Source organism: Pandoraea horticolens (assembly GCF_902459555.1).
GTDB lineage: Bacteria > Pseudomonadota > Gammaproteobacteria > Burkholderiales > Burkholderiaceae > Pandoraea > Pandoraea horticolens.
Map to the genome: position 1 here is coordinate 81028 of NZ_CABPSM010000016.1, position 17358 is coordinate 98385.

Sequence of the window (17358 nt, forward strand, 5' to 3'; positions counted from 1 at the left end):
GGGGGTTCTGCCTACAGAAACAGGCGGCCGAGCGTGTACACGGCCATGCCGACGACGATCATCTCGATCATGTTGCGACGCCAGACGAACCAGCCCGTGGCCGCCACGGCCGCTGCCAGCTTGTGGTTGCCCAGATGCAGCGCGAACTGGTGATCGAGCAGCAGCACCTCAGGCACCACGATCACGGCGAGCGCCGCCGCCGGGGCGTAGCGCAGTGCGCGTTGCAGCCGCTGCGGCAGTGTCACCCGGTCGCCCGCGAGCAGGAAGAAGGTACGGGTAACGATGGTAATCGCCGTCATCGCCACGAAGGCAAACCAAATTTCGAAGGTGCTCATGAGCGCCGCTCCCCTGTGGCGCGGTTTTTCGCGCTCTCTTGCGCGGCATCGCGCGCCCCCAGGTGTGCACTGTCGTCGTTCGCCGCCGCTTTCGGATTCGCCAGGGCAAGACGCTTCGCGTGCCGCGCGGCCAGTTCGTCGCAGACCATGCCGGCGGCGAGCGCACCGAACACCCCGAGCACGAGGTTGAGGCGGTAAGGCAGATCGAACGCGAGCAAGCCGATGACCGACGCGAGCGCGACAGTCAGCATGGTCGAGCGGCTCGTGATCGTGTGAACCATCATGGGAATAAGGGCGAGCGTGCCCGCGAATCCCAGCCCCCAGCTATCGGGCACGAGCGCGCCGAGCGTGATGCCGAGGATCGACGACACATGCCAGACGGCCCAGTTGCTGATTGTGATGCCGTAGTAGGTCCCCTCTTTGCCCGGTACATACCCGCTCGCGAAGTTCTGGTTCATGAACATCACGAAGCCGAGATCGCCGTTCACATACCCGAGCACGACGCGCCGGGGCAGCGACAGATAGGAGAAATGAGGCTGGAGCGCAGCGCTGAAGATCACGAAGCGCAAATTGACGATGCCGACCGTGAGCAGGATCGTCCACAACGGCATGCCGGCAGCGAATAACGGCAGCGAGGCCAACTGGGCCGAACCCGCGTAGAGCATCAGGCTCATGCCGATGGCCTGCGGCACTGTCAGTATCGACTTGCTCATGGCGACCCCGGTCACGAGTCCCCACGAGAAGATGGCAGGCAGGAGCGGCGAAATAATGCGGAAACCGGCCGCGAACCCTTTACGTTCGGCGACTGGCAGACGAAGCATTGGCATGGTCTGTTGGGGGGCAAGCACCGAAGCGTTCGGCACAGTGTCTGGCATTGCGGGGCAAAGCGGTCCCGACGGCGCCCGGCACGCCCGAGATGGCCGCTAGCGGCCATGACGCCCGCCAGGGTTGCCGGAGTATCTCCTGAATATATTCATCGTTGGCGGCGGGTGACGCGCCATTATAGCTACGGTAAATACTTGCTTACTACGTCCACGACGTATATCGGTTCGTTTTTACAGGTGCAACACGCGAGGTGTCGCATACGCGCCACGCGGTGGGTTATCTGCGAGGCCGGAACGGGCATGCGGCACGTCTGCTGGCGGTGCGAGCCATCCGCAAAGGGCTTCGGCTGCTTTACAATAGTGACTTTTGGTGGGCAGACGACCAGCGGCTTCATCCTTGGCGCCAGCCCTGCAATCCCCAAAATTCCGAATACCCATCACGGTCCGAACCCCATGAGCGAAGTCAAACAAATGCCGGTCGTCGAAGTCGGCGCCGAAGATCTGCCGGTGCACTGCCCGAATCCGAAGATGGAAGCCTGGAGCGCCCATCCGCGCGTGTTCATCGATGTGACCCACGGCGAAGCGGCTTGCCCGTACTGCGGCACGCGCTATCGCATGAAGGCGGGTGTCGTGCTCAAGGGCCACCACTGAGCCGGCTGCCGTTGCCCCGACCGGTCAGTCGCCGTGCCAAGCTGTCGCAATGCGCCGCCCGGTTGCCTGTCCGTTTCATCGCTACGCTTAACGTTTTGAGTCTCCGCCACAATGCATAAAGCCTTGGTGATCGCCCCCAACTGGATTGGGGACGCGCTGATGGCGCAGCCGTTGTTCACCCTGCTCAAGCATCTGCATCCGCGTCTGACCATCGACGCGATCGCGCCCGGCTGGGTCGCCCCGGTTCTGGAACGCATGCCGGAGATTTCGCGCGTCGTCGCTACCGACCTCGCGCACGGCAAATTGCAGCCGCTCGAGCGCTACCGGCTCGCGAGCGTGCTCGCCGACGAGGGGTACGACGCCGCCTATGTGCTGCCGAACTCCCTGAAGTCAGCGCTGATTCCGTGGCTGGCACGCATTCCGTTGCGCATCGGCTACAAGGGCGAGCAGCGCTACGGTCTGCTCAACGTGCGCCACGCCAATCCGCGCAAGGACGAGCGCCCGCCGATGGTGCGGCACTACGCTGCGCTCGCGTTCGCACCGGGGGCCAAGCTGCCCGAGACACTGCCCACGCCGCGCATTGAGGCCGATCTGAACGAGTCGGCCCGTGTCTTCGCGCGCTTCGGCCTGGATTTGCGCGTGCCGCTCGTGGTGTTTTGCCCAGGCGCCGAGTTCGGGCCGGCCAAGCGCTGGCCGCCGGGTCATTTCGCGCAGCTAGCCCAGTTGGTGCGCCGCTCGTTCCCGTATGCGCAGATCGTCGCGCTCGGCTCGGGCAAAGATGGCGCACTGGCGCAGCAAATCGCCCTGGACGCCCCGTTCGTGCGCAATCTGTGCGGACAGACGTCGCTGGCCGAAGCGTGCGCGCTGCTGGCACGCGCCAATGCCGTGGTGAGCAACGATTCGGGGCTGATGCACGTGACGGCGGCGTTGCGCCGCCCGCAGATTGCCCTGTTCGGTTCGTCCGATCCGCGCCACACTCCGCCGCTGTCCGACCAGGCGCATATCCTGTGGCTACAATTGGAATGCAGTCCGTGTTTTGCCCGCGAATGTCCGTTGGGCCATACGCGCTGCCTCAACGAGCTGATGCCTGAGCATGTGTTCGCGAATGTGCGCAACATTCTGCTCACGCAGCGCTGATCCAGCCCACGGCGGAGCCGCATTCAGCCCGATCCCGGTAACACTCAACGGTAAATTCTCATGCCACGTTTTGTCCGTCTGTTCGATGCTGCCGGTGAGACCATCATCGCTTTTTATGACGCACTGAGCCGTGGGCAGACGGATCGCGTGATGTCGCTTTGGGCCAACGAGGATTTCGTCAGCTACATTCGCGCCGACGGCACCCGCTGGGACGGTCTGGAACAGATTCGCAGCGGTCTGGTTGCCCAGTTCTCGCAAAGCGTGGTGCTGATCGATTCGCTGGACACGACCGAGTACGACACCGTCGGCACGGTCATGCACACGGCGACCGAAGCGATGCGCGTCGGCAAGGAAGACGCCGGTCAGACGATCGCCCAGCTCATCCACACAACCTATGTGCTGGTGCACGAGCAAGGCGACTGGCGCTTCGCCCATATCCACTCCAGCCCGTTGCCGCCGCAAGCCGTCGAGCAATTCAGCCTGATGATGCATGCGCGTCCGGATGGGCTTCACTGACCAGTACGGTACGACGATGACGGCGCGTCAGGCGACGTTTCTTCCCCTGGACTACCAGCCGCCACGGTGGCTGCCCGACGGGCACAGCCAGACGATTTACCCGGCATTGCTCGGCCGCCGCCCGTCGGTCGAGTTCCGGCGCGAGACGTGGGACACGCCCGACGGCGATTTCGTCGATGTCGACTGGCTGGTCGCCCCACCTGCTGCAGAGAAATCTCCGCCCGCCCCTGAAGGTTGGGTCGAAACGCCGCTCGTCGTGCTGTTTCACGGACTCGAAGGCGGCTCGGGCAGTCACTACGCCCGCACCTTGATGCGCGAAGTCGAAACGCGGGGCTGGCGCGGCGTGATCCCCCACTTTCGCAGTTGCAGCGGCCGCATGAACCGCGCGCCGCGCTTCTATCATTCGGGCGACAGCACCGAGGTCGACTGGATACTGCAACGGTTGCGCGCGAACACCTCGGGACCGATCTTCACCGCCGGGGTGTCTCTGGGCGGCAATGTGCTGCTGCGCTGGCTGGGCGAGCGCGAGGGGCATGCAGCGCAGGTGGTGAGTGCCGCGTGCGCGATTTCGGCACCGCTCGATTTGCGTGCGGGCGGGCTGGCGCTCTCGCACGGCTTCAACATGGTGTACACGCGTAATTTTCTGGGCACGCTCAAGAAAAAGGCGCTCGTCAAGCTCGACCAATACCCTGGGCTTTATGACCGGCACCTGATGATGGCCGCGCGCGATCTCGGCGAATTCGATCATGTGGTAACAGCGCCATTGCACGGTTATCGGAGCGCATTCGATTACTACACGCGCGCGTCGAGCAAGCCGATTCTGCCGGCGGTCGAAGTGCCGACACTGGTGATCAATGCGCGTAACGACCCGTTCCAGCCCGCCAATGTGCTGCCCAGCCAGGACGATGTCGGGCGTTATGTCCAGTTGCTGCAACCGGCCAATGGCGGGCACGTCGGCTTCATGAGCGGGCCGTTTCCCGGCGGCATGACGTGGATGCCGCTCACGGTGCTCGACTACTTCCGTCAATTTCTGCCGAGTGCGGCCTGAGGATGCGCCATGGATGAAATCGTTAGACAGGCGATGGCCAAATGGCCCAACGTACCGGATTGCTACGGCTGGCTCGCCCTCGACCGGCGCGGACAGTGGCGCATGCGCGATGACGCGGCGCAGGCGGCGGGCACCGCCGGCGACCCCATCCGTCATGCGGCATTGATCGCGTTCATTGCCCGCAACTACGCCAGCGACGACGCCGGGCGGTGGTACTTCCAGAACGGGCCCCAACGCGTGTACGTCTCGCTCGCCTATGCGCCGTTCGTGGTGCGGCTCACGTGGGATGCCGCCGCGAACGACGGCCGCGGCGCGCCGGTGCTGACGGACCAATTGGGACATCTGTTCGTGCCGCAGGCGTGTCTGCTGGACGAAGACGGGAATGTGGCGTTCGTCGGTGCGGCATCCGGCGGCGGGGGAGATGGCACGACGGCGGAAAAAACGCAGAGGAGCGCACCGCTCGCATTGCTGCACGATCACGACATCGATCTGCTCACGCAGGTGTCCGATCTGACCCAGGCCTTCGAGATCGAGCAAACGTCGGACGACACCGCCGACGCCAAAGGCGCGGTACGACTGCATTGGCGCAATGGCACCTCGCTGCCCTTTGCGACCGTTCACGCAGGCACCTTGCCGCAGGCTTATGGATTCGAGCGAGATCCGCAGGCCGACGATCAAGGGGCATGAGCGCGTTACGCCGCGCCGTCCCGCGTCATAGGGGCAGCCTCGTCAAACGCTTCGGGGTATCGATCGGTATAGAACGTCTCGACACCGTCGCCTGCGTCATTCTCGGCAAGTGGTCTCCACGGCTCGCTTGCGAGGCACGACGACAGCGTGGCGATGGCAACCAGGCCGCCATACAACCACCATCGCCCGTCCACGGTATCGGCTGAATAGGTGACGCCCTACAGCAAGAACGACAGCATGCTCGCCATCTGCGTCGTCAGCAACGTTGCACTGGCGACTCTGACGCGTACGGAAGGTGGCATCGCGATCACGCGCCGGTCGATGCCATTCATGGACAGACACGCACCGAACGCACCCACCGACATCAAACTCGCCCCCAGCACGACGGTGGTGTCTGCGACGGTTGCGACTGCGAAGCTAATGCCCAGCGCCGTCCAAATCACGACATAACCCAACCTGCGTCGCAATACCCTGGAAAGGAGCGGGTGCCGATGTTCCAGGGGGACGCGACGTCGCGAGTATTGGCAATCGCGGCAAGCGCAATCTCATGCATTAGTGAGCTGCGACGAAATGCGCGACGTTGACGTTGACATCGATGCCAGTCCAGTCGAAGCAATGGATTCGACAGATTCTCTTACAACCGGCAGGATCTACGTAACTACGTAGGATGCAACCCTCACCCGAACTGCTTGTTGAAGTCCTTCTCGTCTTCCTTGTCTTCCCGGTAGCGACGCTGGAATTCGTGCAGTCGGGCGTCGATGGTCGACATCTCGTAGAAATCGGCGTCGCCCGCGTCGCGTGCGAGTTTCAACTGACTGATGGCCGCCATCCACTGGCCTTGCAGCGCGTACTGCTCTGCTAACGCGGCGTGCTGACGCGCCTGCTTGCCACCTGCTGCCCACGCCCCTGCGAGCGCCCGCCACCAGATCGGCTCGCCGCGATAGCGCTCCACCTGCGCCTGGAGGAATTTCGTCGCCTCGGGAATTCGCTGGCTCGCGACCAGCGCGTCTGCATAGGCCATGTCGGCAGCTTGAGAAAGCGGGAACGCAGCGCGCGCCTGTGTGGCCACCTGCAACGCCTCTTGCGCGTGCCCCGACGACCGTGCGATATCCGAGGCCAGAACAGCCAGACTCGGCGTACCCGGCCCGGTACCACCGAATGCCGCGCGCGACTTCTCCAGCGCCTCGCGTGCAGGCTCCCAACGGTGCTGCTTGAACTCCGCAAGCGCCACCGCATACCAGGCCCCTGCCACACTCGGCGCGGTCTGCGAACGGATCGCCGTGCGTTGTGCATCGACAATCGTCGCGAAATCGCTCGCCGACTTCTGCTGCAGGACCAGCGAACGCGCACGCACAAACACATACTCGGGCGACTGTTCGGGTTGACGATATCCGGCATTGCGCGAGCGATTGAGCATGTCGGCAATGCGATCGGTCGTGAGCGGGTGAGTCCGCACATATTCCGGCACACCGGCTTCGTTGATGGAGTCCGCACGTTGCAGACGCTCGAAGAACGTCGGCATGGCATACGTGTCGAAACCCGCCGCCTGAAGCAACTGGAAGCCCACGCGATCGGCTTCGCGCTCCGCATCGCGCGAGAACCGCAGTTGCCGGTCGACGGCCAGTCCCTGCCCGCCCATCGCGATCCCCATGCCGAGATCCGAGCTGCGCGCGCCGATCCCGGCGAGCAGACCGAGCAGCAGGCCGCCAAGCGCAATCCACGAGTTCTGAGACTGCTGGCCAAGCATCCGCGCGATGTGATGTTGCAGAACGTGGCCCGTCTCGTGTCCCACGACCGACGCCAGTTCCGACTCGGTGCGCGTGGTCACGATCAGGCCCGTGTTGATGCCGATGAAGCCGCCGGGCAGCGAAAAGGCGTTGATCGCGGGATCGCGCACAACGAAAAATTCGAAGCTCTGACTGGCGTCGAGCCCGACTTTGCGCGTGGCCGACACGAGCTTGCTGCCCAACGCATTGACGTAATCGGAGAGCAGCAGATCAGACAGATAATCGGGATCGGCGCGAATCTCGCGCATCACGCGCTCGCCCAACTTGCGCTCCATGGCGGGCGAGAGGTCGGAAGCCGAACTTTGGCCTAGCGTAGGCAGCGACTGCGCCGCAGCCTGCGTCGGAAGCACGGCCGCGGCAAACGTCGTCGCGGTCATGACGGGAAGCATCGCCCACGCAAAAACGCGCCGCCAGCGAGCCACAACGCGCGCGCGGCGATTTGACGGACGTGAACGCCTCGACGTGACGGTCATGCGCGCCATGAGCGACGTGACGAGAAAAAGCGAAGCACGGGAATCATGCGGGATATGCCAATGGAGGCGCTGAACGAACGTGACGAACGCGTCATGGAAATGGGCGCCGCGCGGCGCTGATCATTCGGGGCTGCTGCTATGATAGCAGCCAGACGTGGACGTTCCGCGGCATCGATCGAACGTCCGGAATGCAGACGAAACATCGCCGAATTCACGTTCGCGAGCCGCGCAACTGCGCCCCCCTCGTGCCAGAACTTCCGCAACACCTTCTCAGCATCGACTCATGGCAGAACTCACCCATTTCGACACCGCCGGACAGGCCCACATGGTTGACGTCGGCGGTAAAGACAGCACGCATCGCATCGCGGTCGCGCGCGGCACCATTCTGATGAAACCGGAAACGCTCGCGCTGATTCGCACCGGCACGGCCAAAAAGGGCGACGTGCTGGGCATCGCACGTATTGCGGCCATTCAGGGCGCGAAGCGAACCGCCGATCTGATTCCGCTGTGCCATCCGCTGGCGCTCACGCGCGTGACGGTGGAGTTTCTGGTGGACGAGGGCGCGAACGCCGTGCATTGCCGCGCACAGGTCGAAACCATCGGCCGCACGGGCGTCGAGATGGAAGCCCTCACCGCCGTTCAGGTCGGCCTGCTGACGATCTACGACATGTGTAAAGCCGTCGACCGCGGCATGACGATCACCGATGTGCGTGTGCTGGAGAAGCACGGCGGCAAGTCGGGGGATTGGGTCGCGCAGGACTGAATCGACGTCAGGAACGCGACGCCGTCCACTGCACCGCCAGAATGCTCGCGAACACCATCGCGAGCCCAACGAATGCGACACCCTTGATCGCCTGACCGAGCAATACCCAGCCCAACACCACGGCGGTCAACGGGCTCAGCAGGCCAAGCGACGACACCGCCACCGGCGCCAGACGCGCAATGCCGCGAAACCACAACGCGTAAGCCAGCAACGCCCCCGCGATCGATAGATACAGGTAGCCCAGCGTCTGCCACATCGTAAGCGCGGGCAGCGGGGCATCGGCCAGCCATGCAACCGGCGCGAGCATCAATCCCCCCAAGAGCAATTGCCATCCTGTGAGGGCGAGCACCGGCATGTTCAGACGCCACCGGCGCGTGAGATAGGTGCCCATCGCCATACTCGCCGCGCCCGCCAGCGCGGCCAGAATACCCACCGGCTCGAACACCGTGCCCGGCGACAGCAACAGAACTCCCATGCCGACAACGCCTGCGAGCGCCGCCCAGGCCGTCGTCGCCAACGGGCGCCGCTGTTCCACGCCCCACGCCAACCCCATCACCAGTAACGGTTGAATCGCCCCGACCACGGCCGCGAGCCCGCCCGGCAAGCGATACGCCGCCACAAACAGCAATGCCTGGAACGCGCCGATGTTGAGCGCCGAGAGCACCACCAACCGCCCCCAATCGCGACGCGCGGGCCAACGTCGTGCGTAAAGCAGCAACAGCAAACCGGATGGCAGCACACGAATCAGCGCCGCCGTAAATGGCCGGTCCGGCGGCAACAGTTGCGTCGTCACGATATAGGTCGAGCCCCAGATCATTGGCGCCAGTGCCGTGAGCAACGCATCGGCCCAACGGATCGGCAACGGGGACGTTGTAGTCGTCATCGCCATTTATCTTCAATTCAAGATAAATGGCAGTTTGGTATTCTTTTGCCTTGAAGTCAAGACAACTGGAGTGACCCATGGAAAACCGGCCAAAGAGAAGCCGCACAACGCGCGCAGCAACTGAGCCCCATCAGACGGCACAAGTCGACACGAGGCATGGCGATGCCGTCGACGACATCCTCGCGCAATGGCATCGCGAGCGTCCCGATCTGGATGTGTCGCCGATGGGCGTCATTGGCCGCCTCAAGCGTTGCGCGGCGCTCGTCCAGCAGCAACTCGATGCCACGTTCGCCGAGTTCGACATGAGTGGGTGGGAATTCGACATGTTGGCGACATTGCGTCGCTCAGGCGCGCCTTATCGTCTCGCACCGACCGCATTGTTCTCGACGCTAATGGTGACCTCGGGGACGATGACGCACCGGTTGCAACGTTTGGAAGCGCGGGGCTGGATTGCCCGCGTGGCCAATCCGGACGATGCCCGCAGCACGTTAGTGCAACTGACCGCCGCCGGATTCGCGCTGATCGAACGCGCCGTCGAGGCGCACGTCACCAACGAGCATCGTATGCTGGCACCGTTGCCGAAAGCGACCCTCGCGGACATCGAGTCGGGCTTGAGGGCCTGGTTGCACGCGCTCGAACCCAAGCGTTGAGCAGTACGGCCCCGCCTCACATCGCATCACGCCACATCACGCCGTCGCGGCCGCCTTCCCGACGTGCTGACGCTGCGGCCAGAAGTACCACACCGCCCCCAGCACCTGCAGAACGATCAGCACCGTCCACGCAGAGAAATGCGCCTGTGCACTGTGCGCGGCGTAAGCCCCGAGCATGGCCCCCACGCCCACCTGACAAAAGAAGATCAGCAGGAAGATGACCAGCGTGAGCGAGGTATTCACACGTCCGATCAGCGTGCCGTGGAAGTGCTCGGCGAGCACCGCGTACGACAGAATGCCTGAGCCGCCGAAGATGCCATACGCCGCCCACAGCCAAACGGGCGGAATCGGCGCACGCATCATCAGCAACGACTGCACCCCAACGAACAGCACCATGCCGACGCCGGAAAATGCGAACACGCTCACACCGCGACGTTCGAGCCAGCGCGCAGCCGCGCCGAAGACCACGCTGCCGCCCATCATCGCAAGCCCCACGACCGACACCAACGACGCCGCCTGCGCCTCTGACAGGCCCTCTACGTCACGCATGAACGGTGCCATCCATAGCGATTGCATCGCGTAGAACACGCCCTGGGTAATACCGGAGAGCGACGTCACTTTCCAGAACATGCCACTTCCCAACACCTGCCGAACGCCCTTGAGTGCCTCGGACAGACCACCTTGCGCATGCGAGCCCGGCTTCTCCGGCGCACCGAACCACAGCGCGACCGACATAAGGACCGTCAGCGCCGCCAGTCCGAACGACACGATACGCCAGTCCGTTAGCCCAAGCAGCCAGTTCAGTGGCGTGCCGACCACGACGCCGCCCATACCGCCCACGGCCATCACCAGACCGTTGAGCAATGGCAGACGCGCCACCGGAAACCATTGCGCCAGCGCCTTGAACGCGCTGCCCAGACACACCGATACCCCCACGCCAATGAGCAGGCGTCCCGCCATCAGCGCGCCGACGCCCTGCGCCAGACCGAACAGCGCAGCACCGGCAGCCGCCAACAGCAGCACGAGCGACGCCACCCGGCGCGGGCCGAATTTGTCGAGCAGCACGCCGGCAGGCAATTGCGCCCCCGCGAAACCAAGGAAATAAAGGCTCGTCAGCAAACCGAGATCGGTGGACGAGAGACCGAGTTCGCGCGTCATGAACGGCGCAAACCCAATGTTCACGCCGCGGTACACGTATGAGACGAAGTATCCGCAGGCGAACAGCACGAAGATGCGAAGTGCTTTCGACATGAAGCTATACCCTAGTCAATTGCTTGGGTATGGATTGTCGGCGGAACGACGTCATGAATCCAACGAAACCTTTGCGCGCACATTGTGAGTAAAATTTGACATCATGTTCAAACACCTCCCTCCCCTCCAATCGCTGCGTGCGCTTGAAGCTGCTGCCCGCCACCGCAGCTTTACGCGCGCGGCAGAGGAATTGAATTTGACGCACAGTGCGGTGAGCCATCACATGCGCTCCCTTGAGCAGCAGCTCGGCACGGCGCTGTTCCGTCGCGTTGGCGCCCGGATGGTACCGACGAGCGTCGGGGCGCGTCTGGCGGAACGGGTGCGCATCGGCATGTCGGAACTCGACGAAGCCATCACCGAAGCGCGGGCAGGCACGGTGCCTGGAGCGTCGCCGGCCACGGTGCGCCTGGAAATCAGCGTGATGACCGATTTGGCGGCGCAGTGGCTGATTCCCCGGCTCGACCGCTTTGGCGAACAGCACCCCGGCATCGACCTGATGGTGCGGATTCATGCGGATATTGCAGCCCCCGACCCGTATTCGGTCGACGTGGGTATCTGGCATCAACGCGTGGAAGAGACAGGATTCGTCACGCGCAAACTGCTCGACGACTACGTGATTGCCGTATGCCATCCCGACCTGATCGCACGCGTGCCGGGGTTCACTATTGCGGATACGGACAAACTGCCGATGCTGCGCTTCGCACACCGATCGTGGCGCGACTGGCAGGTCGCTGCGGGTTTGCCACCGCACGAGCCCACGCGCGGGCCGATTTTCGACGATTCGGGGTTGCTCTTGCGGGCGGCGATTGCCGGACAGGGCGTCGCCACGACACGCAGCTTGCTCGTGCGCGATGCGCTCGCAGCGGGTGAGTTGGTGCAAATCGGCGATGCGCGCATTCCGCCGAGCCTCGAATATCACGTGAATTGGCGGGAAAATCATCCGCGCGAGCGTGCGATTCACGCCTTCTGGCAGTGGCTGCAGGACGAGATCGCTGCCACGACACCGCTCATCGCGCCACGCATCCGAGGCGGCAACGACAGTGCGCCTTACGCTGCGACATCCATTCAGGCATAAAAAAACGGCAACGAATTCCGGAGAACTCGTTGCCGTTTGGTGCGGGCTTCAACCGCCGAATCGAAGATTCTGTGGCGAAGCCCGGCGACCCGGCATTCGGGGTGCCTTGCGGCCCCCCGTCATGCAGTCTCTTGCGAGACTTACATGCCCATGCCCATGCCGCCCATACCGCCCATGTCGCCCATGCCGCCAGCCATCGGAGCATCTTCCTTCGGCAGTTCGGCAACGGCGCAGTCGGTCGTGAGCAGCAGGCCCGACACCGAAGCGGCGTTTTGCAGTGCGGTGCGGGTGACCTTCGTCGGGTCAACAACGCCCATTTCCACCAGATCGCCGTACTCGCCGGTCGACGCGTTGTAGCCGTAGTTGCCCTTGCCGGCAATCACGTTGGCCACAACGACGCTGGCTTCTTCGCCGCCGTTGGCGACGATCTGGCGCAGCGGCTCTTCCATGGCGCGCAGAACGATCTTGATACCGGCGTCCTGGTCAGCGTTGGCGCCCTTGATGTCGGCCACGGCCACGCGAGCGCGCAGCAGTGCAACACCACCGCCGGGGACGATACCTTCTTCCACGGCAGCGCGGGTAGCGTGCAGTGCATCTTCCACGCGAGCCTTCTTTTCCTTCATTTCGACTTCGGTCGCAGCGCCGACCTTGATCACGGCAACACCGCCAGCCAGCTTGGCCACGCGCTCTTGCAGCTTTTCACGGTCGTAGTCGCTCGAAGCTTCTTCGATCTGAGCACGGATTTGCTTGACGCGCCCTTCGATGTTCGCGGCTTCACCGGCACCGTCGATGATGATGGTGTTTTCCTTGCCGATTTCGATACGCTTGGCTTGGCCCAGCTCGTTGAGCGTGGCCTTTTCCAGCGTCAGACCGATTTCTTCGGCAATGACTTGGCCGCCCGTCAGGATGGCGATGTCTTCCAGCATGGCCTTGCGGCGATCGCCGAAGCCCGGAGCCTTGACGGCGCAGGTCTTCAGAATGCCACGGATGTTGTTCACCACCAGCGTTGCCAGGGCTTCGCCCTCGACGTCTTCGGCGATGATCAGCAGCGGACGGCCAGCCTTGGCGACTTGCTCGAGCACCGGCAGCAGATCACGGATGTTCGAGACCTTCTTGTCGAACAGCAGGACAAACGGGTTCTCCAGGATCGCGACTTGCTTTTCCGGGGTGTTGATGAAGTACGGCGAGAGGTAGCCGCGGTCGAACTGCATACCTTCGACGACATCCAGCTCGTCTTGCAGCGACTTGCCGTCTTCGACGGTGATCACGCCTTCCTTGCCGACCTTGTCCATCGCCTTGGCGATGTAGTCACCAATCGAGGTGTCGCTGTTGGCCGAGATCGAGCCGACTTGTGCGATTTCCTTGTTGGTCGTGCAGGGCTTGCTGATCTTGCGCAGTTCTTCGATGGCGGCAGCAACGGCCTTGTCGATACCGCGCTTCAGGTCCATCGGGTTCATGCCCGAGGCCACGAACTTCATGCCTTCGCGCACGATCGACTGGGCGAGCACCGTTGCGGTGGTGGTACCGTCACCGGCGTTGTCGCTGGTCTTGGAAGCCACTTCCTTGACCATTTGCGCGCCCATGTTCTGGAGCTTGTCCTTGAGTTCGATTTCCTTGGCGACCGACACACCGTCCTTGGTCACGGTCGGGCCGCCGAAGCTGCGCTCGAGCACGACGTTACGGCCCTTCGGGCCCAGGGTCACCTTGACGGCATTGGCGAGGATGTTGACACCCTCGACCATCTTGGCACGAGCGGCATCGCCGAAAACGACTTCTTTAGCTGCCATTGCAATAACTCCTTGAATACTTTACGTAAGATGTCTGGGGGCAGACAGACTTAGGCGGCCACGACGGCCATGATGTCTTCTTCGCGCATGACCAGCAGTTCTTGGCCATCGACCTTGACGGCCTGGCCGGCGTACTTGCCGAACAGAACACGGTCGCCCACCTTCACGTCGAGTGCGATCAACTTGCCTTGATCATCGCGCTTGCCCGGGCCAACCGCCAGGATCTCGCCCTGATCCGGCTTTTCAGCGGCGGCGTCAGGGATCACGATGCCCGATGCGGTCTTCGTTTCGTTGTCCAGGCGCTTGACAATAACGCGGTCATGCAAGGGACGAAGGTTCATTACAAGCTCCTCTTTCTCTCAGTGTGAGATCGTCAAAACTAAATATGCAATCATTTGCATATTGGGTGAATTCATGGCGTTAGCACTCTGCGCCAACGAGTGCTAATTATAGGGACGGGGTTTTACGATTTCAAGACGCGGGGTTTTCCCGTAGACGATATTTTTGTCCGGATGTCGAGATTCACTGAATTTTGAACTTTGTTCACTCAACTTTGAACTCGCCAGATCGATTGCCGATACAAACCTTCTGAAATCAATGACATACGAGACAACCGCTGCTCTCACCCCTAATGGGCGCACACGTTTGCTACGGTCGAAGTGACGAACAGCTATGAGGTTTATGCAGTGAATCGCTATGGGCATCGGGCCATGCCCGATACAAAACCTTACGGCAGGTGGGCTTTTGCTCGCTCTAGTGAACGATGGCAAGCCGTGCAGAAACAGCGAAACGCGCGTTCATACGCATCGAATTGAGCTGCCATGCGCCCGCCCCACCAGTACGCGTACGAGACGTGCCCGAGTGAAAATTTGCGCGAGGCCGCAGCCACCCCGTCAAAAGCAAAAAAATTTCGCAAAACCTAAATTTATTGGAATGCATATCAAATACCGCACCAAAGAGAAGAAACAAAACTCCGAAATCTCTTAATTTTTAGAAATCTACAACCTAGGCCAACTAAAATTCCCGACGTGGAGAGGTGTCCCCATGACCCCGTTTGCACATCGACTCAGGGCAGCAAGAACTGCCTTAGGCATCTCGCAGGGAGAGCTCTCAGCATGTGTGGGATACCGCCAAAGTTATATTTCCGCGATCGAGTGCGGCGTGAAGTTGCCAAAGGACGAGGAGTTGGTCGATCGAACGATCGCCGCGTTAGAGCTGACTGATGACGAGGCACAACTTCTTCGAAGCGCATTCCAGCAGTCACAACTGCTATCACTTCCCCCCGGCTGGAACACCCGTGTATGCGTACGATGTATGCGCGCGGCTTTGTCACGTTGCCGAGGTGGTCGCGTAGAATCGGGAGATGAAAAATCCCAAATCGCTCTATCACGGTCGTCGCTTTCCAGCGGCGGTTATCAGTTGTTCCGTTCGACGGCACTTTCGGTTTCAGTTGAGCCTGCGAGGCATTGAAGAGTGGCTGTTCGAGCGCGGCATCGTGGTGAGTTATGAGACCGTGCGCCGCTGGTGCGATAAATTCGGCGCCCGGTTCGCGCATCGGGTCAAGGCTGCAGCCCGCGTGAACAATAGGGCCGAAAATAGCCACCAACCTGCGCGTGAACGTGAGCGGCGCATGCGTGGTTTTCGCGATCCCGAACGCACCCAGGTATTCTTATCCAGCTTCGGCCCGATCCGGCAGCACTTCGCGCTCAAGCGACATTTGCTGCGCGCGTCACTCTATCGCAAGCAACTCTGTGAACGCTTTGTCGTCTGGCATCAGTTCACCGAACTCACCCAAGGTCCGTCCTCTGTCCGACAACTGGTTGCGAGTTTTGCGTTAGTGCGTCGTACCATCGTCAACGTGACAACGCCCTTTGAGGCACTTGAAGGCCGCCGGGCCTGAATGCGGTCGCGCCCCCTGACGCTCCGGAGTCAGGGGGCGCGGCCGTTTACGTGACTGGTGCGAGTGGCTTCTGCGACGCCCCCAAAGAGCGATTTGTGCATGTGTGGTTGGTGAGCCTCTGCGACAATCGGAAGCGTGCGGCAGGCTGCGACGATGACGACAGGTATGCCGCGATCGATAACGCTTCCACGAGATAAATTCAATGTATCCCATTTCTGGCCCTGGTGCCCCGCGCTCCCAGCTTCCCGTGATGCCCCCAACGCCGGCGCAGCCGACTCCGTCAACCTCAACTGGACCGCAGTCGTCCAGCCTTGGCGTCAACGTGCATGAGGTGCGCCAAGCGGATGGGGGGTCCCGTATGCCGCCGGGCTTGGGTCAACTCCCGCCGCCTCTCAGAACGATAACGGACGCCGGACAGGCCCCGGGAAACGTGAGCCAGTCGACGTCAACATCAACGCAGCCAACGACTGTCGGCGTCAACGTGTGCTTAGTGCACCAGGCAGATCCGACCGGAGAGCAAACGGAACCGCCTATCCGTGCCGGGGCGTTAGCCGGCATGCCATCGAGCTCGGCCCAGCGACCGCTTGCCCCTCGCAACACCGGTAATCACCCCGAACAGCGAAGCGGAAATGCGATCAGCGCCACACAACGCAGCGCGTCGGACGCCATGTTGCGACAGTGGAGGGCCCTTGGCCGCGCGGGAATTGAGGCCGCAGGTGGGCTCAACGGCCTGGTCCGGCTCGGCGAGGACCAGCTCTACCCAGACAGGAGAGTGGGGATCACCGACGCCATGTTGCGACAGTGGGCAACCCTCGGCCACGCGGGAATTGAGGCCGCGGGCGGGCTCAACGGCCTGGCCCGGCGGGACAACGTATCCGTTGGAGCACTGAGAACTTACCTTCGTGCAGACGGCACGCTGACCCAGCGCGGCGAGGACCAGCTCTACCCAGACAGGAGAGTGGTGATCACCGACGCCATGTTGCGACAGTGGGCAACCCTCGGCCGCGCGGGAATTGAGGCCGCGGGCGGGCTCAACGGCCTGGCCCGGCGGGACAACGTATCCGTTGGAGCACTGAGAAATTACCTTCGTGCAGACGGCACGCTGACCCAGCGCGGCGAGGACCAGCTCTACCCAGACAGGAGAGTGGGGATCACCGACGCCATGGTGCGACAGTGGGCAACCCTCGGCCGCGCGGGAATTGAGACCGCGGGCGGGCTCAACGGCCTAGCCGGGCAATACGGCGTCTCAGTTGCGACACTGAGAACTTACCTTCGTGCAGACGGCACGCTGACCCAGCGCGGCGAGGACCGGCTCGACCCAGGCGGGCCAGTGGGGATCATCGACGCCATGGTGCGACAGTGGGCAACCCTCGGCCGCGCGGGAATTGAGGCCGCGGGCGGGCTCAACGGCTTGGCCAGGCAATACAACGTCTCAGTTACGACACTGAGAACTTACCTTCGTGCAGACGGCACGCTGACCCAGCGCGGCGAGAACCGGCTCCGCGAGGCTGGCACCCGGCCAATGTGAACCGCAGCCTCGCCTCCTGCCTGGGCACCTCAGCTTCACACCGTGCTGCTCTTTTTTTGCCAA

At 62.6% G+C, this 17358-nt stretch carries 18 protein-coding genes and 1 pseudogene; 11 read left to right on the forward strand and 8 right to left on the reverse strand.

Features of this window, described 5'->3' with window-relative positions; translation table 11 throughout:
- Positions 1 to 11 precede the first annotated feature (11 nt).
- A complete protein-coding gene (locus PHO31112_RS21745; protein WP_010808465.1) occupies positions 12 to 335 on the reverse strand; it encodes an AzlD domain-containing protein in 324 nt (107 codons plus the stop codon).
- A complete protein-coding gene (locus PHO31112_RS21750) occupies positions 332 to 1156 on the reverse strand; it encodes an AzlC family ABC transporter permease (RefSeq protein WP_246178456.1) in 825 nt (274 codons plus the stop codon). The genes PHO31112_RS21745 and PHO31112_RS21750 overlap by 4 nt, the downstream gene beginning before the upstream one ends.
- Positions 1157 to 1612: 456 nt before the next feature.
- Between PHO31112_RS21750 and PHO31112_RS21755 the strand changes: the two genes are divergently transcribed.
- From PHO31112_RS21755 to PHO31112_RS21775, 5 genes are all read left to right on the forward strand, one after another.
- Positions 1613 to 1810 (forward strand): zinc-finger domain-containing protein, encoded by a 198-nt coding sequence (locus tag PHO31112_RS21755; RefSeq protein WP_150622993.1) that lies wholly within the window; start codon positions 1613 to 1615, stop codon positions 1808 to 1810.
- A gap of 111 nt (positions 1811 to 1921) precedes the next feature.
- A complete protein-coding gene (gene waaF / locus PHO31112_RS21760) occupies positions 1922 to 2947 on the forward strand; it encodes a lipopolysaccharide heptosyltransferase II (protein WP_150622995.1) in 1026 nt (341 codons plus the stop codon).
- A 60-nt stretch (positions 2948 to 3007) separates the two neighbouring features.
- Entirely contained in the window at positions 3008 to 3463 is a 456-nt protein-coding gene (locus tag PHO31112_RS21765; RefSeq protein ID WP_150622997.1) for a nuclear transport factor 2 family protein, read from the forward strand.
- Between the two features lie 16 nt (positions 3464 to 3479).
- A complete protein-coding gene (locus PHO31112_RS21770; protein WP_150623095.1) occupies positions 3480 to 4511 on the forward strand; it encodes a YheT family hydrolase in 1032 nt (343 codons plus the stop codon).
- Between the two features lie 9 nt (positions 4512 to 4520).
- Entirely contained in the window at positions 4521 to 5198 is a 678-nt protein-coding gene (locus tag PHO31112_RS21775) for a DUF2946 family protein (RefSeq protein WP_150622999.1), read from the forward strand.
- A gap of 218 nt (positions 5199 to 5416) precedes the next feature.
- Here the strand turns inward: PHO31112_RS21775 and PHO31112_RS21780 are convergent, their stop codons facing one another.
- Together PHO31112_RS21780 and PHO31112_RS21785 are read right to left on the reverse strand one after the other, a co-directional pair.
- Entirely contained in the window at positions 5417 to 5641 is a 225-nt protein-coding gene (locus PHO31112_RS21780) for a hypothetical protein (RefSeq protein ID WP_150623001.1), read from the reverse strand.
- Between the two features lie 233 nt (positions 5642 to 5874).
- Entirely contained in the window at positions 5875 to 7362 is a 1488-nt protein-coding gene (locus PHO31112_RS21785) for a M48 family metalloprotease (protein WP_246178457.1), read from the reverse strand.
- Between the two features lie 379 nt (positions 7363 to 7741).
- Here PHO31112_RS21785 and moaC point away from each other — a divergent pair, with 379 nt between their 5' ends.
- Complete coding sequence (gene moaC, locus PHO31112_RS21790) at positions 7742 to 8221, forward strand: cyclic pyranopterin monophosphate synthase MoaC (RefSeq protein WP_150623006.1); 480 nt, start codon at positions 7742 to 7744, stop codon at positions 8219 to 8221.
- A 7-nt stretch (positions 8222 to 8228) separates the two neighbouring features.
- Here moaC and PHO31112_RS21795 read toward each other — a convergent pair whose 3' ends face one another.
- Complete coding sequence (locus PHO31112_RS21795) at positions 8229 to 9104, reverse strand: EamA family transporter (protein WP_174995830.1); 876 nt, start codon at positions 9102 to 9104, stop codon at positions 8229 to 8231.
- Between the two features lie 77 nt (positions 9105 to 9181).
- On the opposite strand from PHO31112_RS21795, the gene PHO31112_RS21800 reads away from it, so the two are divergent.
- The gene (locus PHO31112_RS21800) at positions 9182 to 9754 is read left to right on the forward strand and encodes a MarR family winged helix-turn-helix transcriptional regulator (RefSeq protein ID WP_150623010.1); all 573 of its coding nucleotides are present in this window, start codon (positions 9182 to 9184) and stop codon (positions 9752 to 9754) included.
- A 36-nt stretch (positions 9755 to 9790) separates the two neighbouring features.
- Here PHO31112_RS21800 and PHO31112_RS21805 read toward each other — a convergent pair whose 3' ends face one another.
- Positions 9791 to 11005 (reverse strand): MFS transporter, encoded by a 1215-nt coding sequence (locus PHO31112_RS21805; RefSeq protein ID WP_150623012.1) that lies wholly within the window; start codon positions 11003 to 11005, stop codon positions 9791 to 9793.
- A 103-nt stretch (positions 11006 to 11108) separates the two neighbouring features.
- Between PHO31112_RS21805 and PHO31112_RS21810 the strand changes: the two genes are divergently transcribed.
- Positions 11109 to 12080, forward strand: coding sequence for a LysR substrate-binding domain-containing protein (locus PHO31112_RS21810; protein WP_150623014.1), 972 nt, complete (start codon positions 11109 to 11111; stop codon positions 12078 to 12080).
- 140 nt (positions 12081 to 12220) lie between these two features.
- Here the strand turns inward: PHO31112_RS21810 and groL are convergent, their stop codons facing one another.
- A complete protein-coding gene (gene groL / locus PHO31112_RS21815) occupies positions 12221 to 13867 on the reverse strand; it encodes a chaperonin GroEL (protein ID WP_010808450.1) in 1647 nt (548 codons plus the stop codon).
- A 50-nt stretch (positions 13868 to 13917) separates the two neighbouring features.
- A complete protein-coding gene (groES, locus tag PHO31112_RS21820) occupies positions 13918 to 14208 on the reverse strand; it encodes a co-chaperone GroES (RefSeq protein WP_010808449.1) in 291 nt (96 codons plus the stop codon).
- 703 nt (positions 14209 to 14911) lie between these two features.
- Here groES and PHO31112_RS28270 point away from each other — a divergent pair.
- The 3 genes and pseudogenes from PHO31112_RS28270 (at position 14912) to PHO31112_RS21835 (ending at position 17295) form a co-directional block, all read left to right on the forward strand.
- Complete coding sequence (locus tag PHO31112_RS28270) at positions 14912 to 15337, forward strand: helix-turn-helix domain-containing protein (RefSeq protein ID WP_150623016.1); 426 nt, start codon at positions 14912 to 14914, stop codon at positions 15335 to 15337.
- Positions 15231 to 15674, forward strand: a pseudogene (locus PHO31112_RS21830) (hypothetical protein); the annotation flags it as partial. The gene PHO31112_RS28270 and the pseudogene PHO31112_RS21830, both read left to right, overlap by 107 nt.
- A 649-nt stretch (positions 15675 to 16323) precedes the next feature.
- Positions 16324 to 17295, forward strand: coding sequence for a hypothetical protein (locus tag PHO31112_RS21835; RefSeq protein ID WP_150623018.1), 972 nt, complete (start codon positions 16324 to 16326; stop codon positions 17293 to 17295).
- Positions 17296 to 17358 lie beyond the last annotated feature (63 nt).